Here is a 26,340-nt window from a genome sequence, read left to right as displayed (position 1 = left end):
CTGCACCCCCAAACGGGAAAATGCGGACACAACCCCAAAAAACAACAAACAAAAACCACCAAACACACTATTGAGTTCTCAAACAACACACCCGCCCGAGCCGCGCAGCGAACCCGCGGCGAAAAGCCGCGTACTCGTAGTGCGGACGGTCAGGAACCCACCGAAGTGGGATTCCCTCTGGGAGTCTGCCGCGCTCGCCGGTCCGGAGACCGTGTCGCGGCGACCTGAGATAAGTTACGTGAGTGGAAACACGGAGTCAAATCCCCAGGTAGCGGGCGGTTTCGACTGACGCCGGCCCGCGGCACAGTCGTACGACCGTGCCAGATCATCCAACGCGCTGCACCCCGGCGATATTCCGCTTACCCCGCCGCAGTACCAACCAGCGGCCGTGCAGGTAGTCGGTCGGGGACGGCACCCACTCGTCACTGTCGATCCGCACGTTGTTGACGTACACGCCGCCCTCGCCGACTGTGCGTCGCGCGGCGCCCTTGCTCGGCGACAGGCCGGTGGCCACCAGGAGGTCGGTGATCGCGTCGGGGCCACCGGGGCTGAGTTCGGCCACCGAGGCTTCGCGCAGAGCTGCCGCGAGTGTCGGTTCGTCGAGGTCGGCGAGTTCGGCGCGACCGAACAAGGCCCGGCTGGCGAGTTCCACCGATTCGGTGGCCGCCCGGCCGTGGACCAGCGTCGTCAGCTCGCCGGCCAGGCGCCGCTGCGCCGTGCGTTCGTGCGGACGTTCCTCGGTCGCGGCGGCCAGTTCGGCGATCTCCTCAGGCGACAGAAACGTGAACCACCGCAGGTAGGGCACCACGTCGGCATCGGTGGTGTTGATGAAGTACTGGTACCAGGCATACGGCGAGGTCAGCTCCGGGTCCAGCCACAGGTTGCCGCCGCCGGTCGACTTGCCGAACTTCTTGCCCTCGGAGTCTGTCACCAGCGGAGTCGTCAGTGCGTGCACGGTCGCGTTCGACTTCTGCCGAACCAGGCGCACACCGGCCACGATGTTGCCCCACTGATCGGAGCCGCCGATCTGCAGTGAGCAGCCGTGGCGCTGATGCAACTCCACGTAGTCGTTGGCCTGCAGCAGCATGTAGCTGAACTCGGTGTACGAGATGCCCTCGCCCTCGAGCCTGCGGCGCACGGTGTCCCGGTCGAGCATCACGTTGACCGAGAAGTACTTGCCCACGTCACGCAGGAATTCGATGGCGGACAGCGGCCCCGTCCAGTCCAGGTTGTTCTCCACGATCGCGCCGCTGGGCGAGTCGTCGAACTCGACGAAGCGCTCGAGTTGACCACGGATGCGCACCGACCAGTCGGCGACGGTGTCGGCGGTGTTGAGCGTGCGTTCACCGGTGTCGCGGGGATCACCGATCATTCCTGTCGCGCCGCCGGCCAGCACGATGGGCCGGTGCCCGGCCTGCTGAAACCGGCGCAACGTCAGCAGCGGGATCAGGTGCCCGGCGTGCAGGCTCGGAGCGGTCGGGTCGAAGCCGGAGTACACGGTCACCGGCCCGGCCGCCAATTCGGCGGCCAGTGCGTCGATGTCGGTGGACTGCGCGACCAGGCCGCGCGATGCGAGCTCGTCGAGGATGCCGTTGGTGGTCACGGTGTCGATCTTCCCGTACTAGTCGCTGTCCCCCGGCGCGGGTGCACGAGGACTTCGCCGGTAGGCCGACACCTCGGGTGTGTCCCCCAGCCAGAAGCGCCAGGGTCGGTCGGCAGCTTTGCTGACACCGACCCGCGGCCCTGCCATGCCGACACATTCGTCGCCGAGGATCAGCCGGACCGGCCCGGACACGTCGAACAAGTCGATTCCGTTGTACGACATCGTGATTCCCAATGCAGAACACAGGTTTCCCGGACCACGCGCCAACGCCGCCTGCTTCACCGCGGGGCCGCGCCGAACGGCGGCGACCTCGACGCCCGATTCGATCACCGCGGCCCGCAGCAGTACCGCTGCGGCCACCTCGTCCTCGGCGCACACCACGTTGGCGCACACGTGGATGCCGTGGCTGCGATAGGCATACAGCCGCCCGGGTGGGCCGAACATGACCCCGTTGCGGGGACCGGGACCGCGATAGGAGTGCGCAGAGGCGTCCGGCCACGGCCCGCCGGGTGGCCCGCCGTACGCCTCCACCTCGACGATCCGCGCGGTGACATCGCGCCCGATCAGCGTCGCGCCGAGGAGGCGCCGCGCCGCGGTGACCGGGTCGACCGCGAGCACCTCGGCGGAGGGCGATTGTCGGACCATCGCTCGCATCCTACGAAGTCCTTGACGCGGCACCGTACCGCGGAGCATTATTCATCACATGATGAGTTCATCGCGCGATGAATTATCGGCGGGCACCGACGCCGCGGTGCTGATCGAGGGACTCCGAGTGGTCCGTGGCGACCGGCCGGCGATCGACGACCTCAGCGTGACGATCGCCGGCGGCACCATCACCGGCCTCCTCGGACCGTCCGGATGCGGGAAGACGACGCTGATGCGCAGCATCGTCGGAACGCAGATCATCACGAGCGGCACGGTCACGGTGCTCGGCCATCCCGCGGGCTCGGCCCCCCTTCGCCACCGGGTCGGATACGTCACCCAGTCCGCGACCATCTACGACGATCTGCGGGTGCTCGACAACGTCCGCTACTTCGGTGCGCTGTACGGCGCCGATGCCGACGACGCCGACACCGCGATCGCCGCGGTCGGGCTGGAGGATCATCGAATGGCCCTGTGCGGCAACCTGTCCGGCGGCCAACGCACCCGGGTGTCGCTCGCGTCGGCACTGGTGTGCCATCCAGATCTACTGGTTCTCGACGAACCGACGGTGGGCCTCGATCCGGTGCTGCGCGTCGAACTGTGGCAGCAGTTCCACGCGCTGGCCAAGGCCGGCACCACCCTGGTGGTGTCCAGTCACGTCATGGACGAGGCCGACCACTGCGACGACCTGCTGCTGATGCGCGACGGGCGCCTGCTCGCCCACACCACTCCGGCACAACTACGGGAGGACACCGGATGCACGTCACTGGAGGAAGCGTTCCTGTCCGTCATCCGGCGCAGCACCGAACGAAGAGCCGAAACCGGATAGCCGGACAGGCGTATCTCGCGACCACCGCCCGGATCCTGCGGCAACTGGCCGCCGACCATCGCAGCGTGGCGATGATCCTGGTGGTGCCGAGCCTGGTCATCGCGCTGATGTACTTCATGTTCCAGAACGCGCCGCACCCTCCCGGCAGCCCGTCGCCGTTCAACAACGCCTGCCTGATCATGCTCGGCGTGTTCCCGCTGGTGCTGATGTTCCTGATCACGTCCATCACGATGCAGCGCGAACGGGTGTCGGGGACGCTGGAGCGCATCCTCACCACTCCCCTGCGCCGGCTCGATCTGCTCGCGGCCTACGGCACCGCCTTCTCGGTGGCCGCCGCGGCCCAGGCGGTGCTGGCCTGCGTCGTCTCGTTCTGGTTGCTCGGCTTCGACACCGCAGGCAGCCCGCTGCTGGTGTTCGCCATCGCGATCGTCAACGCCGTGCTCGGCGTCGGCCTCGGCCTGCTCTGCAGCGCGTTCGCCCGGACCGAGTTCCAGGCCGTCCAGTTCATGCCCGTGGTGATCGTGCCGCAGCTGCTGCTGTGCGGGATCATCGTGCCCCGCCCCCTGCTACCCGAATGGCTGCAATGGATCAGCAACGTGCTGCCTGCCAGCTACGCCCTCGAAGCGCTGCGCGAGGTCGGCGCCCATCCCGACCTGACGGCCACCGCAGCGCGCGACATCGCCGTGGTGATCGGCTTCGCCGTCGTCGCGATGTGCCTCGCCGCGGCGACCCTGCGGCGAAGGACACCGTGACGGCTGACGACCGCGCAGGCGATCGCAAACGGCCGGGACGGCCCGCCGGGCCGTCGGACACCCGCGACCGGATACTGGCCAGCGCACGGGAACTGTTCGCGCGCAACGGCATCAACAACACCTCCATCCGCTCGATCGCGGCAGGCGCCGATGTCGACCCGGCGCTGGTGCATCACTACTTCGGCAACAAGAAGCAACTGTTCGCCGCCGCGATCCGGGCGCCGATCGATCCGATGGACATCATCACGCCGCTGCGTGAGGTCCCGGTCGACGAGATCGGCCATCTGTTACCCAGGCTGCTGCTACCGCTGTGGGATTCGGATGCCGGCAAGGGGTTCATCGCGACACTGCGGTCGCTGCTCGCCGGTTCGGAGGTCAGCCTGCTGCGCTCGTTCCTGCAGGAGGTGATCGCCGTCGAGATCGGCCCCCGGGTCGACGACCCGCCGGGCAGCGGACGGATCCGCATCCAATTCGTGGCATCGCAACTGGTGGGTGTGATGTTGGCCCGGTACATCCTCGAGCTCGAACCGTTCGCATCGCTGCCCGTCGAGCAGATCGCCGAGACCATCGGCCCCAACCTGCAGCGGTATCTGACCGGCGACCTACCAGGACTGGATCAGCCCTGAGCCCGGTCCAGCAGACGCTGGTGTTCTGCGTCGTCGGTGACGTCGGCCGCCTCGTCCACCAGCAACACCGGAATGCCGTCCTCGATGCGGTAGGCGCGCCTCAGCCGAGGGTTGTAGAGGAGCTCCTGGTCGATCAGCAGCAGCGGTCCGCGGTCCTGCGGACACACCAGGATGTCGAGCAACTTTTCGTCGACCATGCTGTCCGTCAGTTGTAGGGGTTGATGTCCCAGCCGGGAGTGAACTGGTTGCGGTCGTCATCGCCGCGCGGCGGTGCCCAGGCCGGGGCCTTGTTCGTCGGGCCGGCGCCGGGCTGGGTCGCAGCGGCATTTTGTGCCATCAGTTTGCGCTGGTAGGACAGCGTCTGCTGCAGCGCCGCCACCAGCGGTGCCTGATTCGGTCGGTGGCTCAACGCCTCCTGGATCGCCACCTTGTTGGCGTTGGACGGCATGAATCCCCGACCCCGGAGCGTCATGACGTCATCGACCAGCTTGGACAGTTGTCCTCCCCCGTCACCGAGGGCGTACTCGTTGTGGATGATCGCCAGCGCCTGGTCTGCGGTCATCGTCGGCGCTGCTTCGGCCTTCTTGCAGTCCTCACCGGTGCAACTCTTCGGCCCGTCGGCGGGCTGCGCCGACGCTGTCTGCGCCGCGACACCGGTCAGCAGGCCGGCGGCCAAAGCGCCACTGGCGATCCCGCTGATGACGATGCGCTTGACAGCGCTGCTGGTCAGCGACTTCATCGATCCTCCAGTACGCCTGCTGTGACGACGATCTGCCGTCATCGGGAGCCTAACAGTGTGGTGGTCGTGGGGCGCGGTGCGATCCGTGAGGTCACTGCTGCGCCCGGGGTTCGTTCTCCGCAGTACTGACATCATCGCCCGGTGCCCCCTGTCCTCCGGTCAATTCGGCACGCACGGCCACCGTCAGCCGCTTGTAACTGTTGGTGTCGGGATCGAGGTACCAGGCGTTACGGCGCGACGGCCTCGGGATGCCCGCGGCGCGCAACTTGCTGACCATCGGCCGGTACGTCGCGCTGAGCGTCAAGTCCGCGACGACGTGGACGACATCGGGCGGATTGCCCACCGGCAGGTTCAGCAGCGCCTCGGAGAGATCGGCCGTCGGGACGCTGCCGCCGGGTCTCAGCGTGAGCGCGGTGACCGCCAGCAGCTGGCCACCGGCCTCGACGCCGTAGGTCACCGCCAGGTCGACCGCGCCGAGCCGGGCGGCCGCCTGGTTGACGGTCGCGGCGAACACCGGCCCGCGGGCGGTGTGGATGATGGCGCTGCGGTTGTCCACGAGCCAGAAGTCGCCGTCGTCGTCGCGGCGGAACAGGTACTCGGTGGACACCCAGGTGTCGGCCGGAGCGAACACGCCCCGCTTGATCGAGGCGGTCGGATCCACCGGGCCGCGCGGATGTGCGAGCAGCACACCCACCTCGTTGGGGCGGGCCCGTCGCACGAAGCCCCGCTCGTCTTCGAGGATGAGGTCGTCCTCGGGGTCGTAGGCGGCCAGCTCGACGTGGCCACCGCCGGGCAGTGGCCGTCCGCTGCTGCCCACCTTGGAGCCCGAGACGTTGGCCAGCACAGCCTGCCCGTCAGTGGTGGCGAAGAACTCGACGACCCGGGCGGGCTCGAACACCTCCACCACCCGCCGCCACACGCCCGCGGGCATGCCCGAGCCGATGAACAGCCGCACCGGGTGGCTGCCGTGCAGCGCGAACGACGGGTCGTCGATGACTTCGCGCAGCATCGCCCAGGTGTAGGACACCACGGTCACGCCGTACTGGCGGATCTCCTGGACGAACCGGTCGGGCCGCAGGCCGCGCGACAGCGCGATCCTCGATCCGCCGACCACGGCGCCGCCGAGACTGACCAGCAGGCCCGACTGGTGATGCAGCGGCGTCAGGCAGTACACGGTGTCGCCGCGTCCGAGGTTCGCCGCCGACGCCGTGCCGAACGCCGAGAGCGCCCACCGGTAGTTCGTGATCTGGCGGGCGATGAGCTGCCCGCCGACGGTGCTGAAACCGACGAACGCGAGATCGCGTGCCAGCGCGGGGTTCGGCCGGTACCAGCCGGGCAGCTCGACGACGTCCGGGTCGATCTGCTCCATGTCGACGACGTCGACCTCGTCGGCCAGTTCGAGGTCGCGCGACTCGCCGCCGCCCAGCACGAGCACCCGCAGCGAGAGCCGGCGCGCGGCCTCGAGGTGGGTGGGATCGGTGATGACGTCGGAGACGGCCCCCAGCCGGGCCGCCATTCCGAGGTCGACGTCGGGCGGCATCAGCACCGCGACCGCGCCCAGCCGCGACAGCGCGGCGATGGCGACCAGCGCGCTCGGCCGGGTCTCCATCAGCACGCCGACGTGCGTGCCCTGGCGTACGCCGACCGCTATCAGGCCGCGTACGACGTTGTCGACACGACGGTCGACCGCCTCGTAGGTGTGCACGCGACCGTCGAACAGCAGGAACTCGCCGTTGGGTGCACCGCGGGCCTGCTCGGACATGATGCGGCCGAGCGAGATCCGGGTGTGGTCGTTGATCTGGCCGAGCCGGGCCAGCCTGGGCAGCGTGCGGACGGTCTCGACCGCCAGCGTCCGCGCCGACTTGTTCGCGGTGACCACGGCGCCGGCCGCCGAGCGCGCAAGGTCGAACGCCATCTCGGTGGCGGCCGTCGCGGTGTGCGTCACCCGTGAGCTCAGGGAGACACCGCTCTCGGCGTGTTCGGCGGGTTGCAACGCCATCGGGATGACCAGGTCGGGCATTTCGCCGTCGCCGTCGAGCCACTTCACCCAGGCCGCGACGGTCGGCCACGTCTGCGTCGCCGCCTTGGAGCCCACGACGAGGCCGAAATGTCCTGTCCGGATGTCGTATTCGTACACGTCGGCCTGTGGGGCTGCCCGCTTGATGCCCCGCACCGACGCGGGCTGGCCGATGTCGTCGACCTCGCCCACCACGGCGAGCACGGGGCAGTCGATGTCCGACAGCGTCACCAGGTCACCGCGGATGGAGAAGCCGCCGCTCATCATCCGGTTGTGCGCGATGAACTGCTTGAGCAGTTCCGCGATCGCCGGGCCGGACCAGGCGATCCAGCCCTCGGATGCCAGGAACCGGCGCTGCTGTTCGCGCGAGAGCAGCGCCTCGCGGTCGTGCAGCTGGCGCAGGAAGTCCAGCCGCGACTGTGCCGTCTTGACCGGGTCGAGCATCTGGAAACCGGTGCGCGCCAACCATCCCGGGATGTCGATGCGGCTGAACACGTGATCGGCCATGAAGTCGGCGGCCGCGGGGGCGAGGCTGGCGGGCAGGTTCATCGGCAACGCGGCGAGGGTGTCGACCGGCGCACCGAACGCGACGATGCTTGCCAGGTCCTTGGACCGGCGGTACGCCGCGGTCTGGTAGGCGAACATGCCGCCCTGGGAGTAGCCGGCGAGGTGGACGTCGCGCCCGCTGACGTCTTTGACGACGTCGATGGCCTCCGACAGCGCGACGACGTGGTCGGCGAGGTTGCGCTGCATGCCGCCCTCGACCTTGTCCGGCGACCCGAAGTCGATGACCCACGGATCGATGCCGGCCTTGTGCAGGATGCCGACGGCGCCCTCGTCGCGCGTGACGTCCCACATGTCGGCCGACATCATCATCGGGTGCACCATCAGCACCGGCGCTCCGGGCGGTGTGGCGCCGGGCCGGACGTCGGGCGGGAAGTAGCGGCGCAGCCGGTACATCGGCACGCTCTGCACGATCTGGAAGGGCGAGGGGACGGCGCCGGTCTCCAGGCCGCCGTACCGCAGGACCTCGAGACCGTTCTGCGCGGTGGCCACCAGACGCCCTATCGGTCTGGTGAACGCCGAGAGGTCAACCACCGCACACTCCCCTTTTCGCTGCCCATACGCGGCCCGTGCCCCCGAGTCGCCGACCGTGGTGCCCGTCATCATGGCACAGCGCACCCCTATCATCGGCGGCTGATGGCAAACCTGATCAACGTCGAACGAGCGACCGTCGCCCACGGCACGCGCACCCTGCTGGACGCCGTGAGCCTGGGCGTCGACGAGGGCGATGCGATCGGCGTCGTGGGACGAAACGGCGACGGCAAGACCACCTTGCTGAGCATCCTGACCGGCGTCGCCGACCCCGACTCCGGACGTGTCACCCACACGTCCGGCCTGTCCGTGGGCTATCTGCGCCAGGGTGACGACTTCGCCGAGGGCGCCACCATCCGCGAGGTGATCGTCGGCGGCAGGCCCGACCACATCTGGGCGGCCGAACCGGACACCCGCGCCGTGGTCGAGCATCTACTCGCCGACGTCGACCTCGACGCCCCGGTGGGCCGGCTGTCGGGTGGCGAGCGCCGGCGGGTGGCGCTGGCCGCGGTGCTCATCGCTGGGCACGACGCGCTCGTGCTCGACGAGCCCACCAACCACCTCGACGTGGAGGTGATCGGGTGGCTCGCCGGCCACCTGTCGTCGCTCAAGGCGAAGGCACTGGTGGTGGTCAGCCACGACCGCTGGTTCCTCGACGCCGTCTGCACCAGGACCTGGGAGGTGCACGACGGAGCCGTCGACGCCTACGAGGGCGGGTATGCCGCGTATGTGCTGGCCCGCGCCGAACGCATGCGGATCGCCGCGGGGACGGAGTCGCGGCGGCGCAACCTGATGCGCAAGGAGCTGGCGTGGCTGCGACGCGGTCCGCCGGCCAGGACCTCGAAGCCGAAGTTCCGCATCCAGGCCGCCAACGACCTGATCGCCAACGAGCCCGAACCGCGGGACTCCCTGTCGCTGCAGCGCTTCGCCATCGCTCGACTGGGTAAGGACGTGTTCGATCTGCACCGCGTCGATTTGGTGCTCGGCGAGCGGGAGATCCTCACCAAGCTCGACTGGTCTATCGGGCCCGGCGCGCGCATCGGCCTGGTCGGCGTGAACGGCACCGGCAAGTCGTCGGTGCTCAAGCTGTTGGTCGGCGAGCTGGAACCGACCGCGGGCACGGTCAAGCGCGGCAAGACGTTGAAGATCGGCTATCTCAGCCAGGCGCTGGTCGAGCTGGACGGGAGCCTGCGCGTCCTCGACGCGGTCGAGAAGGCGCGTCGCATCACCGAGCTGGCCGGTGGACGGGAGGTGAGCACCTCGACGCTGCTCGAGGACTTCGGCTTCACCGGCGACAAGCTGACCACGCGGCTGGCCGACCTCTCCGGCGGAGAGCGGCGGCGCTTCCAGTTCCTGCGCCTGCTGCTCGACGAGCCCAACGTGCTGCTCCTCGACGAGCCCACCAACGACCTGGACATCGACACCCTGACAGTGATCGAGGACTACCTGGACGGGTGGCCGGGGACCCTTATCGTCGTCACGCACGACCGCTACTTCCTCGAGCGGGTGGCCGACGTGACCTACGCCCTGCCCGGCGGCGGGCGGTGCGTGATGCTGCCCGGCGGCATCGAGCAGTACCTCGCCGAACGGTCCTCGGCGCCCACGCCCGTCACCCGCGCGGAGCCCGCCAAGGGCGAGACGGCTGCCGCCCGGGAGCGCCGCACCGGAAAAGAATTGGGGCGCATCGAGAATCAGCTCGGCAAGCTCGACGAGCGGATCGCCGCGCTGCACGAGAGGATGGCCGACGCGGCGGCCGACCACGTCCGGCTCGGTGAACTCAACGGCGAACTGAACGATCTGCAGGCGCGCAAGGACGAGCTCGAAGAGGCGTGGCTCGCGGCGGCCGAGGATTAGCCGACGACGTCGGTACAGTCGTCGTCATGGCCGAACTGTCCGACTTCACCGGACTGATATCCCGCGAACAGGGCTTGTGCGTGTTCAGCACGCTGCGGCGGGACGGCAGCATCCAGTCCTCGGTGGTGAACGCCGGAGTGCTGGCGCACCCCGTCACCGGTACTCAGGTGGTCGGACTCGTCGCCGTCGGCGGCTCACTGAAACTGCGCAATCTGCGCGCCGACCCGAGGGCGACCGTCGTCGCCCGCGCCGGATGGCAGTGGGCCGGCGTCGAGGGGCGTGCCGAACTCATCGGGCCCGACGACCCGCACGACGACATCGACGGCCCCGGTCTGCAGACCCTGTTGCGCGACGTGTTCACCGCCGCGGGCGGGACTCACGACGACTGGGACACCTACGACCGTGTCATGGCCGAGGAACGACGGACCGCGGTGCTCATCGCGCCACAGCGGGTGTACACCAATCCGGGCACGGGATGACTACCGGCGCAGTGCGATCCGCAGCCGGTCGGCGGTGTCGCGCACGACGTTGAGCTGCTTGGCGACCTGAACGGGCGCCGTGCCGCCGCGGGCGTCCCTGGAGTTCACCGAACCCTCGATCGTCAGCACGTCGCGGACCTCGCCGGTGAGCTCGGGATGGATGCCGCTCAGCTCGGCGTCCTCGAGCTCCTCGAGGCCGACACCGCGCGCCTCCGCGGCCCGCACTGCGGCACCCGCGGCCTCGTGCGCCACCCGGAACGGGACGCCGCGCCGCACCAGCCACTCCGCGACGTCGGTGGCCAGTGTGTAGCCCAGCGGCGCCAGTTCGGCCATCCGGTCGACGTCGAAGCGCAGCGTCGAGACCAAGCCCGCCATCGCCGGCAGCAGCAGTTCGAGTTGGGCCACCGAGTCGATGACCGGTTCCTTGTCCTCCTGCAGGTCGCGGTTGTAGGCCAGCGGCTGCGCCTTCAGCGTCGCCAGCAGACCGGTCAGGTTGCCGATCAGCCGACCGGATTTGCCGCGGGCCAGCTCCGCGATGTCGGGGTTCTTCTTCTGCGGCATGATCGAGCTGCCCGTCGACCAGGCGTCGTGCAGGGTGGCGTAGCCGAATTCGGTGGTGCTCCAGAGGATCAGGTCCTCGGCCAGCCGGGACAGGTCGACGCCGATCATCGCGAGCACGAAGGCCGCTTCTGCGGCGAAGTCGCGGGCGGCGGTGGCGTCCACGGAGTTGTCCGCGGCGGCGGCGAAGCCCAGTTCCGCGGCGATGGCGTCGGGATCGAGACCGAGCGACGAGCCTGCCAGCGCCCCGGATCCGTACGGAGACACGGCGGCTCGCCGGTCGGCGTCGATCAGCCGGTCCACGTCGCGCAGCAACGGGTGGGCGTGTGCGAGAAGGTGGTGAGCGAGCAGGATCGGCTGCGCCGACTGCAGATGGGTCTTGCCCGGCAGGATCGCCGTCGGGTGGGCGGCGGCCTGCATGGACAGTGCACCGACCACCTCAAGTGCGCCGTCGGCGACACGGCGGATCGCGTCGCGCAGCCACATCCGGAACAGGGTGGCCACCTGGTCGTTGCGGGACCGGCCTGCACGCAGCCGACCGCCGAGGTCGGCGCCGACGCGGTCGATCAGTCCTCGCTCCAGTGCGCCGTGCACGTCCTCGTCGGTGACCAGCGGGCCGAAGCTGCCGTCCGCGACGTCGTCGGCCAGGCTGTCGAGCCCGACCAGCAGCCCGTCGCGCTGCTCCTCAGTCAGCAGACCAGCCGAGAACAGCACGCGGACATGGGCTTTGGACGCCGCCACGTCATAGGGCGCCAGCACCCAGTCGAAGTGCGTCGACTTGCTCAGCGCGGCAAGCGCGTCGGCGGGCCCGTCGGCGAACCGTCCGCCCCACAGCGATCCCTCGTTGGTGCCGCCCCCGTCTCCGGGCGTCACTTGATGCCCAGGTCCCGGCGGGCGGAGATGCTCGACGACAACCCGTGCACGTGCACGAAACCCTTGGCCGACGACTGGTCGAACGTGTCGCCCTCGTCGTAGGTGGCGAGGTTGAAGTCGTACAGCGACTCGGCGCTGCGGCGGCCGTTGACGGCGATGTGCCCACCGTGCAGCACCATCCGGATTTCGCCGGTGACGTGCTGCTGAGTGTGGCCGACGAACGACTCGAGCGCGATCTTCAACGGCGAGAACCACAGCCCGTCGTAGACCAGCTCACTCCACTTCCGGTCGGTGGTGCGCTTGAACCGGCCGAGTTCACGCTCGAGCGTGACGTGCTCGAGTTCGGTGTGTGCGGTGATCAGCACCATCGCGCCGGGCGCCTCGTAGATCTCACGGCTCTTGATGCCCACCAACCGGTCCTCGACGACGTCCAGACGTCCGACACCCTGTGCGCCGGCCCGCCGGTTGAGCTCCTCGATCGCCTGCAGCACCGAGACCGGCCTGCCGTCGATGGAGACGGGTACCCCCTTGTCGAATCCGACGATGACCTCGTCGGGACTGCTCCAGTTGATCGTCGGGTCTTCGGTGTAGTCGTAGACGTCCTTGGTCGGGGCGTTCCAGAGGTGTTCGAGGAAGCCGGTCTCCACCGCGCGACCCCACACGTTCTGGTCGATCGAGAACGGCGACCGCTTACTCACGTTGATCGGGATCGCGTTCTCCTCGGCGAAGGCGATGGCCTTCTCCCGCGTCCAGGCGTAGTCGCGGACCGGCGCGAGCACCTCGAGATCCGGTGCCAGCGAAGCGAACCCGACCTCGAAACGGACCTGGTCGTTGCCCTTGCCGGTGCAGCCGTGGGCGACGATGCCGCCGCCGTGTTCGCGGGCCGCCTCGACGAGGTGCTTGACGATCAGGGGCCGGCTCAGCGCCGAGACCAGCGGGTAGCGGTCCATGTAGAGGGCGTTGGACTGGATCGCCGGCAGGCAGTACTGCTCGGCGAACTCGTCGCGGGCGTCGACGACGACGGCCTCGACGGCGCCGCAGTCCAGTGCGCGTTGACGCACCACGGACATGTCCTCACCACCCTGGCCGAGGTCGATGGCGACCGCCACCACCTCACGGCCGGTCTCCTTGCCGATCCAGCTGATCGCCACGGACGTGTCAAGACCGCCGGAGTACGCCAGGATGACGCGTTCGGACATGGGTGTGTGCTCCTCTTATCGCAGGTTCTCGATGGTGGTGGCCAGCTCGGCACCCGTCATGGGTTCGCGGGCCACCAACAGGATGGTGTCGTCACCGGCGACGGTGCCGACGATGTAGGGCAGCGCCGCGCGATCCAGGGCGGCCGCGAGGTAGTGCGCCGCGCCCGGCGGTGTGCGCAGCACGGCCAGGTTGCCGCTGGCGTCGGTGGACACCAGCAGGTCACCGAGCAGGCGGGTGACACGTTCGGTGCCGCCGGACACCCCCCGCACCGGGCTGCCGTCCTCGGGGACGACGTAGACGCCGACGCCGCCGTCGGCGCCGCGCAGCTTGACCGCGCCGAGCTCCTCCAGGTCCCGCGACAGCGTGGCCTGGGTGACGTCGATGCCCTCGTCGGCCAGCATCGCCGCCAGCTCGCCCTGGCTGCTCACCGAATTCGACGACAGGATCGTCACGATGCGGGCCTGACGGCCTGCCCGGGTCGCGGCGGACGTCATGAATGCGACCTCATCGCGACTTCTCCAGCAGCCACACCAGCAGTGCCTTCTGGGCGTGCAGCCGGTTCTCGGCCTCGTCCCACACCGCGCTGTGCGGCCCGTCGATCACCTCGTCGGTGATCTCGTGCCCACGGTGGGCGGGCAGGCAGTGCAGCACCACCGCGTCGGGGTCCGCGCGGTCCACGAGTGCCTCGTTGATCTGGAACGGCCGGAACGGCCGCACCCGGTCGAGGCCGTCGTTCTCCTGACCCATCGACGTCCACGTGTCGGTGACCAGCACATCGGCGCCGTCGGCCGCCGCGTGCGGGTCGGCGGTCACGGTGACCGTCGCGCCGGTCTGCTCGGCCCGCTCTCTTGCGGCCGCGGTGAACATCGGGTGCGGCTCGAACCCCACCGGCGCGGCGATCGTGACGTGCATGCCCGCGGTCACGCCGCCCAGCATCAACGAGTGCGCCATGTTGTTGGCGCCGTCACCGAAGTAGGACATCCGCAGCCCCGGAAGCGATCCGCGGCGCTCGGCGAGGGTCTGCAGATCGGCGAGCACCTGGCACGGATGGAACTCGTCGGACAGCGCGTTGACCACCGGCACGTCGGCCCCCGCGGCCATCGCGGTCAGCCGCTCCTGGGCGAAGGTGCGCCAGACGATGGCATCGACATAGCGCGACAACACTTTTCCGGTGTCCTCGAGGGTCTCCTCGCGTCCCAGCTGGGTGCTCCGCCCGTCCACGACCACGGCATGGCCGCCGAGCTGGGCGACGCCCACCTCGAACGAGAACCGGGTCCTGGTCGAGTTCTTGTCGAAGATCACCGCCACGCCGCGCGGACCCTCGAGCGGGCGCCGCGACATCGGGTCCTTCTTGAGCTCGGCGGCCAGGGTCAGCACCTCGGCCTGCTCGTCGGGGGTCAGGTCGTCGTCGCGCAGGAAGTGCCGGGTCATCTCGTCGCCTCCCCGCCGGTGTCGAGCACCGCGGGAAGTGCGGTGAGGAACTGTTCGATCTGCGCGTCGGTGACCACCAGCGGCGGCGCGAGCCGGATCACATCGGGCGCGGCGGCGTTGACCAGGAACCCGGCGTCACGTGCGGCGGCCTCGACCGCCTTGCCCGCGGGCGCGGTGAGCACGATGCCGCACAGCAGTCCGCGGCCCCGGACATGGTCGACCAGAGGGTGATTCAGCGACCCGATGCCGTCGTGCAGCGTCTTGCCGAGCTGGCCGGCGCGTTCGACGAGGTGTTCGTCGGCGAGAGCCTTCAGCACCGCCAGCGCCGCGGCGGTGCACACCGGGTTGCCGCCGAAGGTGCTGCCGTGCAGGCCGGGGGTGAGCAGGTCGCCCGCCGCCCCGACCGCCAGGCAGGCGCCGATGGGCAACCCGCCGCCGAGTCCCTTGGCGAGGGTGACGATGTCGGGGGTGACACCGTCGCGCTGGTGGGCGAAGAACGTCCCGGTGCGGCCCATCCCGGTCTGCACCTCGTCGAGCACCAGCAATGCGCCGTGCTGATGGGTGAGATCACGTGCCGCGGTCAGGTAGTGCGGTCCGGGGTCGACGACGCCGCCCTCCCCCATGATCGGTTCGAGGAACACCGCCGCGGTGTCGTCGTCGATCGCCGCGGCGAGCTCGTCGATGTCGCCGTAGCGGACGTGGGTCACGTCACCCGGCAGCGGCGCGAACGGCGCCTGCTTGCTCGGCTGGCCGGTCAGTGCGAGAGAGCCCATCGTCCGGCCGTGGAAGGCACCCTGCGCGGCAACGATTTTGGTGCGTCCGGTCAGCCGCGTCATCTTGAACGCGACCTCGTTCGCCTCGGTGCCGGAATTGCAGAAGAACACCCGCGCCGGCGCGCCGAGCAGCCGGACCAGTTCCTCGGCCAAGGTGATGCCGGGTTCGGTGGCATACAGGTTCGACGTGTGTCCGAGCGTGTCGAGCTGGCGGGTGACCGCCTCGATGACCGCGGGATGGCGGTGTCCGAGCACGTTGACCGCGATCCCGCCGAGCAGGTCGACGTAGGTCTTGCCGTCGGCATCGGTGACCACCGCGCCGTCGCCGCTGACGAGCGCCAGCGGCGGCGTGCCGTAGTTGTCCATCATGACCGCAGACCACCGCTCCTGCAGACTCTGCTGGGTGCTCATGCCGGTACCACCTTCGTGCCCGTCCCCTCGTCGGTGAACAACTCGCCCAGCACGCAGTGCTCCACGCGGCCGTCGATGACGTGCGCGCTGGGCACGCCGCCGGCGACGGCGCGCAGACAAGCCTCGATCTTGGGCACCATCCCGGCCTCCAGCCTGGGCAGCAGTTGGGTGAGTGACGCGGCGTCGATCTCGGAGACCAGCGAGTCCCGGTTGGGCCAGTCGGTGTAGAGGCCCTCGACATCGGTGAGCATCAGCAGCTTCTCGGCGTGCAGCGCCTCGGCCAGTGCCGCGGCGGCGGTGTCGGCGTTGATGTTGTGCACCACGCCGTCGACGTCGGGTGCGATGGTCGACACCACGGGGATGCGTCCGGCGCCGATCAGGTCGAGCACCGCGTCGGTGCTGACCTTGTCGACGTCGCCGACCAGGCCGATGTCGGTGTCGACACCGTCGACGAGCACGCTGCGCCGCACCGCGGTGAACAGGTGGGCGTCCTCGCCGGTGATGCCGACGGCGTAGGGACCGTGCGCGTTGATCAGCCCGACCAGTTCACGACCCACCTGGCCGAACAGCACCATCCGCGCGATGTCGAGCACCTCGGGGGTGGTCACCCGGAAGCCACCCTTGAAATCGCCTGGCACGCCGAGCCTTTTCAGCATGGCACTGATCTGCGGTCCACCGCCGTGCACCACCACCGGGTGAATGCCGCAGTTGCGCAAGAACACCATGTCGGCCGCGAACGCCGCCTTGAGCACGTCGTCGGTCATGGCGTTGCCGCCGTACTTGACCACGACGATCTTGCCGTGCAGTTGCTTGAGCCACGGCAGCGCATCGGCCAGCACCCGTGCCTTCACCGGCGTCTCCAGCGGGGCGACGTCAGGAGTGGTCATGAGCTGTAGGCCGAGTTCTCTTCGACGTAGCCGTGCGACAGGTCGGTGGTGCGCACCGTGGCGGCGCCGCCACCCAGCGCGAGGTCGATGACGACGTCGATCTCCTCGCCGGACAGATCGACGTCGCGAGCGCCCGGTGCACCGGCCCCGTCGACGCATGTCGGAAAACCGTTGAAGGACACGGTGATCCGATCCGGATCGATGACGAACGGCACCATGCCCACCGCTGCGAGCACCCGGCCCCAATTCGGGTCGGACCCGAACAGGGCGGTCTTGACCAGGCTGTCGCGGGCGACCAGCCGTGCCGCGGTCAGAGCGTCGGCCTCGGTGGGCGCGCCGGTGACGGTGACCGCCACCCGCTTGGTCACCCCTTCGGCGTCGGCCTGCAGCTGCGCGCACAGGTCGTCGCACACCCGCAGCACGGCGTCGTCGAGTTCGCTTTGCGTGGGGGTGATCTCACTGGCCCCCGAGGCGAGCAGCAGGACGGTGTCGTTGGTGGAACAGCTGCCGTCGACGTCGAGCCGGTCGAAGGTCAGCGCGGCGGCGCGGTGCAGTGCGTCGCGCAGGGCGTCGGAACTGGCCACCGCATCGGTGGTCAGCACGCACAGCATGGTGGCCAGTGACGGCGCCAGCATGCCTGCGCCCTTGGCCATTCCGCCCACGGTCCACGTGTCGGGGTGGTGCAGCGCCACCTGTTTGGGCACCGTGTCGGTGGTCATGATGGCGCGCGCCGCGTCCTCGCCGCCGCTCAATCCGCCCGCGAGTTCGTGCACCGCCTCGGTGACGCCGGCGAGCACCCGGTCCATCGGCAGGCGGTCACCGATCAGGCCGGTGGAGCACACGGCGACCTCGATGGCGCCGGTCTCGGTACCCCAGTCCGAGAGCGCCGCCGCGACGCCTTCGGCGGTGGCGTGGCTGTCCTGGAAGCCCAGCGGGCCGGTGCACGCATTGGCGCCGCCGGAGTTCAGCACGACCGTGCGTACCCGGCCGGTGGTGAGCACCTGGCGGGTCCACAGCACGGGCGCGGCCTTGACCTGGTTGCGGGTGAACACACCCGCGGCCGCGTGGTCGGGGCCTTCGTTGAACACCAGCGCCAGATCCGGTGCGCCGGACGCCTTGATGCCCGCGGCGATGCCGGTGGCACGAAAGCCGGCGGGCGCCGTGATGCCCTGGGTGCGCAGCAGCCGCGTCGTCGTGTCGTTCGTGGTCGTGGTGTCGTTCGTGGTCGTCGTGTCGTTCGTGGTCACGGCGCCACCCCCACGATCGACAGACCCTCGGTCTCGGGCCAGCCCAGCGCGAGGTTCATCGACTGCACCGCGGCGCCGGCGGTCCCCTTGACCAGGTTGTCGATGGCGGCGATGGCGATGAAAGTGTGCGCGTCCTCGTCGACCGCGACGGCCAGCTGCGCGGCGTTGCTGCCGATCACCGAGCCGGTGGTGGGCAGCCGGCCCTCGGGCAGCAGGTGCACGAACGGCTCACCGTCGTAGGCCTTCTCGTATGCCGCGCGCAATTCGGACAGCGGCGCGTCGGTACGCGCGGTGCAGGTGGCCAGGATTCCGCGAGAGGTGGGGATCAACACAGGGGTGAAGGACACCGTGACGTCCCTGTCGGTGACGGCTCGCAGACCCTGGGCGATCTCGGGGGTGTGCCGGTGCCTGCCGCCGACGTTGTAGGCGCGCGCCGAGCCGATGACCTCGGCGCCGAGCAGGTCGGTCTTGGCCGCCCGGCCCGCGCCGGATGTGCCGCTGACGGCGACGACGGTGACGGCGGGATCCACGAGATCGGCGGCGACGGCGGGCAGCAGGGCGAGCAGCGCTGCGGTCGGATAGCAGCCGGGGACGGCGATGCGCCGTGCGCCGCGCAGCCGGTCACGCCCGCCGGGCAGTTCGGGCAGACCGTAGGGCCAGCTGCCCGCGTGGGCGGACCCGTAGAACCGGACCCAGTCGTCGGCGTCGGTGAGCCGGAAGTCGGCGCCGCAGTCGACGATCAGCGTGTCGTCGCCGAGTTCGTCGGCCAGGGCGGCGGAGTGGCCGTGCGGCAGGCCGAGGAAGACGACGTCATGGCCGGCGAGCGCCTCGGCCGAGGTCGCCTCGAGCACCCGGCCGGCCAGCGGCAGCAGATGCGGATGGTGTTCGGCCAGGCTGGTGCCGGCACTGGCCGCCGCGGTCAGCGCACCGATGGTGAGCCGGCCGTCGGCGTAGGCCGGGTGCCCGAGCAACAGGCGCAGGATCTCCCCGCCGGCGTACCCGCTGGCCCCGGCGACCGCCACAGAAGTCATGCACGAAGCATGCATGGTTATGCAGTCGAATGCAAACCAATTCTGCCACGGGTGCTACGCCATCGCCAGCGGCGGCGCGGAGGGCAGCGTACCGCTCATACCCGTGATGGCCTCCTGGGCGGCCCGCTCTCCGGAACGCACGGCGCCGTCGACGAAACCCATCATCACGTCGGCCGACTCGGTGCCCGCCCAGTGGATCAGGCCGCAGGGTTCGCGCAACGCATGGCCGAACTCCGTCAGGACCCCGGGCGGCGCGTGACTGATCATGCCGCCGCCGGAGTACCGCTCCACCGTCCAGTTCTGTTCGGTGTAGTCGACGGGCGCATCGGCTCTGCGCCCGAATCTCGCGGTCAGCGTTTCCAGCACGGCCGACCGGCGATCGGCAACGGACATCCGGCACAGTTGCCGGGCGTGCGGACCCTCGGCGATCACGCACATCACCCCGGGCCTGCCCTCGTGCGAGCACGCGTCCAGAGTCACCGGGGCGGCGGTACCGGGAGCGGCGGACTGGCCGGTGAGCCCGTCGTCGCGCCAGAAGGGCTCGTCGTAGATGACATGGGTCTTCAGTACTGCGCCTGTCGGCATCCGTTGGTGCAGCAACGACCGGTCGATGGGCAGCATCGGCTTGTAGTCGATGTGGCTCGCGATGGCCAGCGGCACCGTGACGATCACCCGCTTCGCCCGCACCGACGACCCGTCGGAACGGACCGTCACACCGTCGGCATCCTGCCGGATCGAGCGGACAGGCTGCTCGAGGTGGATGTCGCCGGCGACGTCGGCGGCGACCGCGCGGTAGATGGCACCCATGCCGCCGACCGGGCGGGCGTCCTCGGCCCCGTTCTGGACCCCGAGGACGAAGTCGGGACCGCCCGCGGAGGCCAATTGAGCGACGACGAACAGCATCGAGATCTCCGACGCCGCCGAGGTGTAGGTGCCGGCGAGCGCCATCTCCAGCAGTTGCCGGGCCTGGCGCATCGGCACCGTGCGGTCGAGCCACTGTGCCAACGTCGTGCGATCCCACCTGTCGGCCTTCGGCGCCGACCACGGCGCGTGCACCGGAACGGCTCGGCACATGCGCCTCAGTTCGAGGAAGGCCGCACCGAGATTGACCGACACCAACGGGTTCATGTTCCACGGAATGGTTCCGCTGTAGCGGTACTGCCTGCCGTCGACGATCATCATCGCCTCGCCGTCGACGAACTGCTTGAAGGCTGGGACGCCGAACTCCTTCATCAGCGCGTACACCCGGTCCTGGCCGGGGCCGACCCAGGTGCCGCCGTGGTCGAGGTAACTTCCGTCGTCGCGTTGCTCGGTGAAGGTGCGGCCACCGATCCGGTTGCGCGCCTCGAGCACGGCCACCGAGTGACCCGCCTGCTCGAGGCGGCGTGCCGCCGTCAGACCGGCGAACCCGGCACCCACCACACAGACGTCCACATCCGGCATGGCCCGCTCCTCACCCAGATTCGCGGGACGCTACGCCTGAATTACCGCAAACGTCAATAGTTCTTGAATGGGCGAAGAGCGGGCGCGAATCTCGTTCTACCGGAGCGCGATTCGAAGTTCGGACCAGTTCGGCATGCCGCAGATACTTCGCTCGGCAAGCATCGCCAGAGGGGACCGGCCGTCACCCCAGCCGGAGGCCTGGCGCCAGCGCTGGTCGGGTGCACGTGTACACGGCGTCGGCCGGCTGGCCGCCGGGGTGGAGCCGGTGCTCACCAGCAATCGCCATCCGTCCATCGCGCCGTACGGGGTGTTCGGGTGTGCAGACGCCGATATCGTGATCGCCGTCGGGTCGGAGTCGCTGTGGCGCAGGTTCGCGCCGATCGTGGACCTCGACGCCGACCGGACCGGCGACCAGGACGAGGTCTTCGCCGGCTACGCACCCTCGGGAGGATGCCGATGACCCAACGGACGGCCGTGATCGGCGGCGGCATCGTCGGTGCCGCCGTCGCGCGCGAGATCATGGCCCGCAGGCCCGACGCCGAGGTCACGGTGTTCGACAAGGAGGACCGCCTCGCGTCGCACCAGACCGGGCGCAACAGCGGCGTCGTGCATGCGGGGCTGTACTACCAGCCGGGCTCGCAGAAGGCGCTGCTGTGCCGGCGCGGGGTGCGCCTGCTCGAGGACTACTGCGCCGAGCGCGGGATCCGCCGGATCACCTGCGGCAAGGTGCTCGTCGCGCTCGACGAGGCGGAACGGGCCCGGCTGTCCGGCATCGAGGACCGTGCCCGCGCCAACGGCGTTCCCGGGATCCGGATCATCGGCCCCGGCGAGCTGCGCGATCTCGAACCGCACGTCCGCGGCGTCGCCGCACTGCACTCGCCGTCGACGTCGATCGTCGACTTCGCCGAGGTGACCCAGGCGCTCGCCGCCGATGCCGTCGCCGCGGGCGCCAAGATCCTGCTGGGCCACGAGGTCACCGGGATGCAGGTCCAGGGAGCCGAGGTGGTCCTGACCACGCGGACCGCAGGCGGAACCGACCGCACCGCCTTCGACCAGGTGTTGGCGTGCGGCGGCCTGCAGAGCGATCGGTTGGCCGAGATGGCCGGCGACGGCCCCGATCCGGTGATCATGCCGTTCCGCGGCGAGTACTACGCACTCAAACCGGAGCGTCGCGGACTGGTCAACGGCCTGGTGTATCCGGTGCCCGACCCGCGCTACCCGTTCCTCGGCGTGCACGTCACGCCGCGGGTCGACGGTGAGGTGCTGATCGGTCCGAACGCGGTGCTCGCGCTGGCGCGCGAGGGCTACACGTGGCGCCACGTGTCCCCGGCCGACCTCGCGGGCGTGGCCCGCACCCCGGCGTTCTGGCGATTCGCCCGGCAGCACTGGCGCACCGGCATCCGCGAGATGTACGGCTCACTGAGCAAGCGGCGGTTCGTCGCGGCCGCCCGGGCCTACGTCCCCGAACTCGACGACGACGATGTGGTCCCGGGCCGGGCGGGGATCCGCGCGCAGGCACTCGACGCCGACGGCGGACTCGTCGACGACTTCCGGATCAGCATCCGCGACCGCATCGTGGTGCTGCGCAACGCGCCCTCGCCCGCGGCCACCTCCGCGCTCGCCATCGCCGAGCACGTCGTCTCCACCCTCGAGGGCCGCCCGTGACCGACGTCATCGCCGGCGGCCTCTGGGGAGTGCTGGCCACCCCGTTCGACGACCAGCTCGACATCGACCTGGAATCGCTGCGCAACGAGGTCGCGTCGTTCGCCGAGGACGGCTGCGGCGGCCTGGTCGCGCTCGGCGTCTTCGGCGAGGCGGCGTCGCTGCGACCCGACGAGGCCGACGCCGTGGCGCAGACCGTCGCGGCGGCCACCGACCTGCCGTACGTGCTGGGGCTTTCCGAACGGGACCCCGACGCCGTGGTCACGCAGGCGCAGCGGCTGCTCGGGGCGGTGCCCCGGCCGCCGGTGGCGCTGATGGCCCAGATTGGCGACGCCGCCCCCGCCGTGGCCGCCGACGCCATGCGGCGGCTGTACGACGGCACCGGTATCGGTGTGCTGGTACAGGACTACCCCGTCGTGTCGGGCATCCGCGTGACCGACGAGCAGGTGGTGGAGCTGGTGCGGGCGTGCCCCTTCGCGGTCGGCGTGAAATCCGAGACGCCGCCCACGTCGGTCGCGATCGCCCACCTGGCGCCCCGGCTCGACGTCCCGGTGTTCGGCGGGCTCGGCGGTGTCGGACTGCTCGACGAACTGGCCGCCGGTTCGGCAGGCGCCATGACGGGCTTCAGCCATCCCGCCGCGCTGGCGGCGGTGCTGCGCGCCCACCGCGACGGCGGATTCCGCGCCGCCCGGGAGGCATGGGCGCCGTGGTTGCCGCTGGCCAACTTCGAGGGGCAGCTGCGCGTAGGCCTGGCGATCCGCAAGGAACTGCTGCGCCGGCGCGGGGTCATCGCTTGCGCGCGCGTCCGGCCACCCGCCACACCGCTGCCCGCATCGCTGGTGCCGCTGCTGGAACAGCATCTGAGCAGTGTGCCCGCAATCCAATCCGCGCCTCGCTGAAGGGAATTCGACATGGATCTCGGCATCACCGGACGCACCGCCCTGGTGCTCGGCGGCAGCGGCGGGTTGGGCGGCGCGATCGCCGTCCGTCTCGCCCAGGAGGGCGCGAACGTCGCGGTCACCGGTCGTTCCGAAGAAGCCCTTGCCGCCACCGCCGCGAGGGTCGAGGAAGCCGGCGTCAAGGCGCTGCCCCTGGTGTGGGACCTCGGCGACGCCGACCGGCGGGAGCCCACCGTGGCCGAGGTGGAACGCACCCTCGGGCCGGTCGACATCCTGGTCAACAACACCGGCGGACCGCCGCCCACCCCGGTCGCCGGCCAGGACGACGCCACGTGGCGGGACAGCTTCGAGAAGATGGTGCTGTCCGTCATCGCGCTGACCGACCGGGTGGTGCCGGGCATGCGGGAACGCGGCTGGGGCCGCATCCTGACCTCGACGTCGTCGGGCGCGCTGAGCCCGATCCCGAACCTGGGGCTGTCCAACACGCTGCGCGCGAGCCTGCACGCCTGGTCGAAGACCCTCGCCGACGAGGTCGGGCGCGACGGCATCACCTCGAATGTGATCGTGCCGGGCCGGATCGCCACGGACCGCACCCAATTCCTCGACGAACGCCGGGCCGCCCGCGAGGACCGCAGCGTCGAGGACGTCGCACGCGACAGTGCCGCCACCATGGCGCTCGGCCGGTACGGCAGGCCCGACGAGTACGCCGACGTGGCGGCATTCCTGTGCAGCGACCGCGCGTCGTACATCACCGGCGCGGTGATCCGCGTCGACGGCGGCCTGATCCGCAGCGTCGTCTGACCAACCACAACACTTCGTCCGAGGGAGTTCCGTTGCGCCTCCGTACTGTTCGACTCGACGACCGACCTACCGCCTGCGTCGCACTGGCCGACGGACGCCTGGCCCGGGTGGACCGTGTGCTGCGCGGCGCACCCGGCGACCTGATGGCGCTGCTCGAGGCGGGCGCACTGGACGCACTCGCCGCCGCCGTGGCCGCCGGTGTCTCCGACGACGCGTGTGCCGACCCCGCCGCGCCGGTGCTCGCGCCGTGGACACGCCCCCGCAAGATCCTCGGCATCGGGCTGAACTACGGCGCACACGCCGGCGATCTCGGCGAGCAGGCGCCACGCACGTCGCCGGCGTCGTTCATCAAGGGCGACCACACCATCGTCGGTCCGGGAGAGCCCATCGTCGTGCCGCCCGGGATCGGCAAGGTGACCTCGGAGGCGGAACTCGGACTGGTGATCGGGCGGACGTGCTACCAGGTGGGGGTCGACGAGGCGCTGTCCTACGTGGCGGGCGTGGTGCCGGTGCTCGACCAGACCGCCGAGGCGGTGCTGCTGGAGAACCCGCGCTATCTGACCCGGGTGAAGAACTACCCGAGCTTCTTCGCCTTCGGCCCCGACCTCATCACCATGGACGAGCTGCTTGCCCACGGGCCGCTGGAGGACCTGCGCGTCGCCACGATCCACAACGGAGCGGTGCACCGCAAGGACACCGTGTCGGGGATGACGTTCTCCCCCGCCGAACTGCTCAGCTTCCACAGCCAGGTGATGCCGTTCTACCCCGGCGACATCCTGTCGACCGGCACGCCCGGCGCGGTCGGCATCCAGGCGGGCGACGTGGTGCGCTGCGAGCTCGGCGACGGACTGGCCGACCTGACCAACCCGGTGCAGTAGCCGCACCCACTCCCGCTCAGCAACTTCTTGAGTCGTCAAGCGGTCCCGTCCCCTTCTGTCCATTGCGGGCCGCCGACCGTCGGCCCGGCCGGACAATGGGGGCGACGGAGGAGGCGCCATGGCGACATCGGTCGACCTGACGGGGTCGTTCACCACCGACCTGCACGGGGTGCTGCGCGAGGCGGCTCGGCAAGGGCCACTGGCCACCGACGAGATCACCGGAGCGACCGTCGTCATGCGCCAGCACGACGTCGAGGCGCTCGCACATGACCAGCGGCTCAATGGAATCGGACTCACGCTGTTCGATGTCATGGGGATCACCGACGGTCCACTGCGCGATTGGTACGGCCGGTTGATGTTCACCACAGAAGGCGACTACCACCGGCGCATCCGCTCCCTGGTCTCACATTCCTTCACACCGCGTTCGGTCGCGGCGTTGCGTTCCACCGCGACCGCAATGGCCGAGGAGGCGGCCGGCACGGTGCGCGACGGCGGAGACCTCGTCGCGGCGTGCTCGCCACTGGGCACCCGGCTGATCTGCCGGCTGCTCGGGGTGCCCGACGCCGATGTGGCGGTGTTCGCGCGATGGGCCGACGCGCTGAGTCCGGTCTTCTTCGTGATGACCGCCGAGCAGGTCGCGGCCGCGACGACCGCCATCACCGAATTGCACACCTACGTCGACGAATTGACGGCCCGCCGGGCGCAGGACCCGGGGCCCGATCTCATCACCGCCCTGCTGGCCGCGGAGGCCGACGGTGAACGCCTCAGCCACGACGAGACGGTCACGATGATCGCCAATCTCCTGGTGGCCGGCCACGACACCACCGGCAGCCAGATCCCGTGCAGCCTGCTGGTGGCGCTGCAGCACCGCGATGCGATAGCGCAAGACGACGATGGCTTGATGGCGAGCGCGGTCACCGAGACGATCCGCATGGAGCCCAGCATCGCACTGATCCCTCGCACCGCCGTGGCGCCGATCGAGCTGCATGGGACGTCGCTCCCGGCCGGCTCGATGGTCTTCCTCTGCATCGCCGCCGCGTGTCGCGACGAGACGGCCTGGCACCATGCCGATCAGTTCGACGCCGCCCGCTTCACCCGGCCGGACACGCCCAAGCTGGTGAACTTCGGTGCCGGGGTGCACTACTGCCTCGGTACGGCGCTGGCGAAGGTGACGGTGCACGAGTGTGTGAAATCGGTTCTCGCCGTTGATCCGCCGCTGCGGCTGACTGAAGCGCCGGAGGAGATTCCGTGGCGACAGGTGCTGGGCCGCAGCCCGGCGCGGCTGCTGGTGGCCTGACACGGGGCGGCGGCGCCTTGGTATGGGACCTGACCGGAATCCCGGTCATCATCGCAGGCGGTGTCCTGCTGCACTTCTGCTTCGACTGGTCCGGCCGACGCCGTCTGTTGGCCGTGTTCGCACCGGTGAACGAAAGCGTCTGGGAGCACCTAAAGATGGCCTACTGGCCGCTGCTGGTGCTGACCGGCGTGCAGCGCCTCGCCGGTGCCGACGAGCCGGGACTGTCCGAGGTTCGACGGGGGCACGTTAGAGGTCGGTGACCACCGGTCCCCAGTTCGCCCGAAAGCACCGAACCCCGAACGCCTGCACCTAG

At 69.9% G+C, this 26,340-nt stretch carries 26 protein-coding genes; 12 read left to right on the top strand and 14 right to left on the bottom strand.

The genetic code is table 11. The annotated features are described in order from the left end of the window. Nucleotides 1-325 precede the first annotated feature (325 nt). Nucleotides 326-1,603 (bottom strand): tyrosine--tRNA ligase, encoded by a 1,278-nt coding sequence (tyrS, locus tag AB0K11_RS19825; RefSeq protein WP_364980368.1) that lies wholly within the window; start codon nt 1,601-1,603, stop codon nt 326-328. A gap of 18 nt (nt 1,604-1,621) precedes the next feature. After that, on the bottom strand, nt 1,622-2,248 hold the full coding sequence (locus AB0K11_RS19820) for a DNA-3-methyladenine glycosylase (RefSeq protein ID WP_364980365.1): 627 nt from the start codon (nt 2,246-2,248) through the stop codon (nt 1,622-1,624). Between the two features lie 58 nt (nt 2,249-2,306). Here AB0K11_RS19820 and AB0K11_RS19815 point away from each other — a divergent pair, with 58 nt between their 5' ends. The 3 genes from AB0K11_RS19815 to AB0K11_RS19805 are packed head-to-tail and all read left to right on the top strand — an operon-like array spanning nt 2,307 to nt 4,452. Further along, nucleotides 2,307-3,074, top strand: coding sequence for an ABC transporter ATP-binding protein (locus tag AB0K11_RS19815; protein WP_364980362.1), 768 nt, complete (start codon nt 2,307-2,309; stop codon nt 3,072-3,074). Next, nucleotides 3,002-3,826, top strand: coding sequence for an ABC transporter permease (locus tag AB0K11_RS19810; protein ID WP_364980359.1), 825 nt, complete (start codon nt 3,002-3,004; stop codon nt 3,824-3,826). The genes AB0K11_RS19815 and AB0K11_RS19810 overlap by 73 nt, the downstream gene beginning before the upstream one ends. Further along, nucleotides 3,823-4,452: a TetR family transcriptional regulator gene (locus AB0K11_RS19805; RefSeq protein ID WP_364980356.1), complete on the top strand. Its 630-nt coding sequence runs from the start codon at nt 3,823-3,825 to the stop codon at nt 4,450-4,452. Before AB0K11_RS19810 ends, AB0K11_RS19805 begins: the two co-directional genes overlap by 4 nt. Here the strand turns inward: AB0K11_RS19805 and AB0K11_RS19800 are convergent. The 3 genes from AB0K11_RS19800 to AB0K11_RS19790 all read right to left on the bottom strand — a co-directional run bounded on the left by AB0K11_RS19800 (nt 4,443) and on the right by AB0K11_RS19790 (nt 8,306). Beyond that, on the bottom strand, nt 4,443-4,649 hold the full coding sequence (locus AB0K11_RS19800) for a Trm112 family protein (RefSeq protein ID WP_364980353.1): 207 nt from the start codon (nt 4,647-4,649) through the stop codon (nt 4,443-4,445). The two genes, AB0K11_RS19805 and AB0K11_RS19800, sit on opposite strands and share 10 nt — an antisense overlap. An 8-nt stretch (nt 4,650-4,657) precedes the next feature. Then, on the bottom strand, nt 4,658-5,191 hold the full coding sequence (locus AB0K11_RS19795) for a hypothetical protein (protein ID WP_364980350.1): 534 nt from the start codon (nt 5,189-5,191) through the stop codon (nt 4,658-4,660). Between the two features lie 91 nt (nt 5,192-5,282). Then, entirely contained in the window at nt 5,283-8,306 is a 3,024-nt protein-coding gene (locus AB0K11_RS19790; RefSeq protein WP_364980347.1) for an acyl-CoA synthetase, read from the bottom strand. A gap of 102 nt (nt 8,307-8,408) precedes the next feature. Between AB0K11_RS19790 and AB0K11_RS19785 the strand changes: the two genes are divergently transcribed. Beyond that, a complete protein-coding gene (locus AB0K11_RS19785) occupies nt 8,409-10,157 on the top strand; it encodes an ABC-F family ATP-binding cassette domain-containing protein (protein WP_364980344.1) in 1,749 nt (582 codons plus the stop codon). A 26-nt stretch (nt 10,158-10,183) separates the two neighbouring features. Beyond that, on the top strand, nt 10,184-10,636 hold the full coding sequence (locus AB0K11_RS19780) for a TIGR03618 family F420-dependent PPOX class oxidoreductase (protein WP_364980341.1): 453 nt from the start codon (nt 10,184-10,186) through the stop codon (nt 10,634-10,636). On the opposite strand, the gene argH is transcribed toward AB0K11_RS19780, so the two are convergent. Genes argH through AB0K11_RS19735 form a run of 9 tightly spaced genes read right to left on the bottom strand, consistent with a single transcriptional unit; the run spans nt 10,637 to nt 20,490 of the window. Next, nucleotides 10,637-12,067: an argininosuccinate lyase gene (gene argH, locus AB0K11_RS19775; RefSeq protein ID WP_364980338.1), complete on the bottom strand. Its 1,431-nt coding sequence runs from the start codon at nt 12,065-12,067 to the stop codon at nt 10,637-10,639. After that, entirely contained in the window at nt 12,064-13,266 is a 1,203-nt protein-coding gene (locus tag AB0K11_RS19770; RefSeq protein ID WP_364980335.1) for an argininosuccinate synthase, read from the bottom strand. The genes argH and AB0K11_RS19770 overlap by 4 nt, the downstream gene beginning before the upstream one ends. A 15-nt stretch (nt 13,267-13,281) precedes the next feature. After that, on the bottom strand, nt 13,282-13,761 hold the full coding sequence (locus AB0K11_RS19765) for an arginine repressor (RefSeq protein WP_364980332.1): 480 nt from the start codon (nt 13,759-13,761) through the stop codon (nt 13,282-13,284). A gap of 10 nt (nt 13,762-13,771) precedes the next feature. After that, on the bottom strand, nt 13,772-14,698 hold the full coding sequence (gene argF, locus AB0K11_RS19760) for an ornithine carbamoyltransferase (RefSeq protein ID WP_364980329.1): 927 nt from the start codon (nt 14,696-14,698) through the stop codon (nt 13,772-13,774). Further along, nucleotides 14,695-15,882, bottom strand: coding sequence for an acetylornithine transaminase (locus AB0K11_RS19755; RefSeq protein ID WP_364980326.1), 1,188 nt, complete (start codon nt 15,880-15,882; stop codon nt 14,695-14,697). Before AB0K11_RS19755 ends, argF begins: the two co-directional genes overlap by 4 nt. Then, the gene (gene argB / locus AB0K11_RS19750; RefSeq protein ID WP_364980323.1) at nt 15,879-16,769 is read right to left on the bottom strand and encodes an acetylglutamate kinase; all 891 of its coding nucleotides are present in this window, start codon (nt 16,767-16,769) and stop codon (nt 15,879-15,881) included. The genes AB0K11_RS19755 and argB overlap by 4 nt, the downstream gene beginning before the upstream one ends. Next, on the bottom strand, nt 16,766-18,016 hold the full coding sequence (gene argJ, locus AB0K11_RS19745; RefSeq protein ID WP_364980320.1) for a bifunctional glutamate N-acetyltransferase/amino-acid acetyltransferase ArgJ: 1,251 nt from the start codon (nt 18,014-18,016) through the stop codon (nt 16,766-16,768). The genes argB and argJ overlap by 4 nt, the downstream gene beginning before the upstream one ends. Next, nucleotides 18,013-19,062: an N-acetyl-gamma-glutamyl-phosphate reductase gene (gene argC, locus AB0K11_RS19740; RefSeq protein WP_364980317.1), complete on the bottom strand. Its 1,050-nt coding sequence runs from the start codon at nt 19,060-19,062 to the stop codon at nt 18,013-18,015. The genes argJ and argC overlap by 4 nt, the downstream gene beginning before the upstream one ends. Nucleotides 19,063-19,101: 39 nt before the next feature. After that, nucleotides 19,102-20,490: an FAD-dependent oxidoreductase gene (locus AB0K11_RS19735; RefSeq protein WP_364980314.1), complete on the bottom strand. Its 1,389-nt coding sequence runs from the start codon at nt 20,488-20,490 to the stop codon at nt 19,102-19,104. Between the two features lie 133 nt (nt 20,491-20,623). Between AB0K11_RS19735 and AB0K11_RS19730 the strand changes: the two genes are divergently transcribed. The 7 genes from AB0K11_RS19730 to AB0K11_RS19700 all read left to right on the top strand — a co-directional run bounded on the left by AB0K11_RS19730 (nt 20,624) and on the right by AB0K11_RS19700 (nt 26,287). After that, nucleotides 20,624-20,950 (top strand): CoA transferase, encoded by a 327-nt coding sequence (locus AB0K11_RS19730; protein ID WP_364980311.1) that lies wholly within the window; start codon nt 20,624-20,626, stop codon nt 20,948-20,950. Further along, nucleotides 20,947-22,155 (top strand): L-2-hydroxyglutarate oxidase, encoded by a 1,209-nt coding sequence (lhgO, locus tag AB0K11_RS19725; protein WP_364980308.1) that lies wholly within the window; start codon nt 20,947-20,949, stop codon nt 22,153-22,155. Before AB0K11_RS19730 ends, lhgO begins: the two co-directional genes overlap by 4 nt. After that, nucleotides 22,152-23,051, top strand: coding sequence for a dihydrodipicolinate synthase family protein (locus AB0K11_RS19720; RefSeq protein ID WP_364980305.1), 900 nt, complete (start codon nt 22,152-22,154; stop codon nt 23,049-23,051). The genes lhgO and AB0K11_RS19720 overlap by 4 nt, the downstream gene beginning before the upstream one ends. A gap of 12 nt (nt 23,052-23,063) precedes the next feature. Beyond that, on the top strand, nt 23,064-23,852 hold the full coding sequence (locus AB0K11_RS19715) for an SDR family oxidoreductase (RefSeq protein WP_364980302.1): 789 nt from the start codon (nt 23,064-23,066) through the stop codon (nt 23,850-23,852). Nucleotides 23,853-23,884: 32 nt separating this feature from the next. Next, nucleotides 23,885-24,730, top strand: coding sequence for a fumarylacetoacetate hydrolase family protein (locus AB0K11_RS19710; RefSeq protein ID WP_364980299.1), 846 nt, complete (start codon nt 23,885-23,887; stop codon nt 24,728-24,730). A gap of 118 nt (nt 24,731-24,848) precedes the next feature. After that, nucleotides 24,849-26,027, top strand: a complete 1,179-nt coding sequence (locus AB0K11_RS19705) for a cytochrome P450 (RefSeq protein WP_364980296.1) — start codon at nt 24,849-24,851, stop codon at nt 26,025-26,027. Further along, on the top strand, nt 25,979-26,287 hold the full coding sequence (locus AB0K11_RS19700) for a DUF6512 family protein (RefSeq protein ID WP_364980293.1): 309 nt from the start codon (nt 25,979-25,981) through the stop codon (nt 26,285-26,287). The genes AB0K11_RS19705 and AB0K11_RS19700 overlap by 49 nt, the downstream gene beginning before the upstream one ends. Nucleotides 26,288-26,340: the final 53 nt, after the last annotated feature.

The organism is Mycobacterium sp. NPDC050551, assembly GCF_040674075.1.
In the GTDB taxonomy this organism is placed as follows: Bacteria; Actinomycetota; Actinomycetes; order Mycobacteriales; family Mycobacteriaceae; genus Mycobacterium.
Note: the sequence above shows the minus strand (reverse complement) of the source record. Positions and strands in the feature narration are given on the sequence as shown.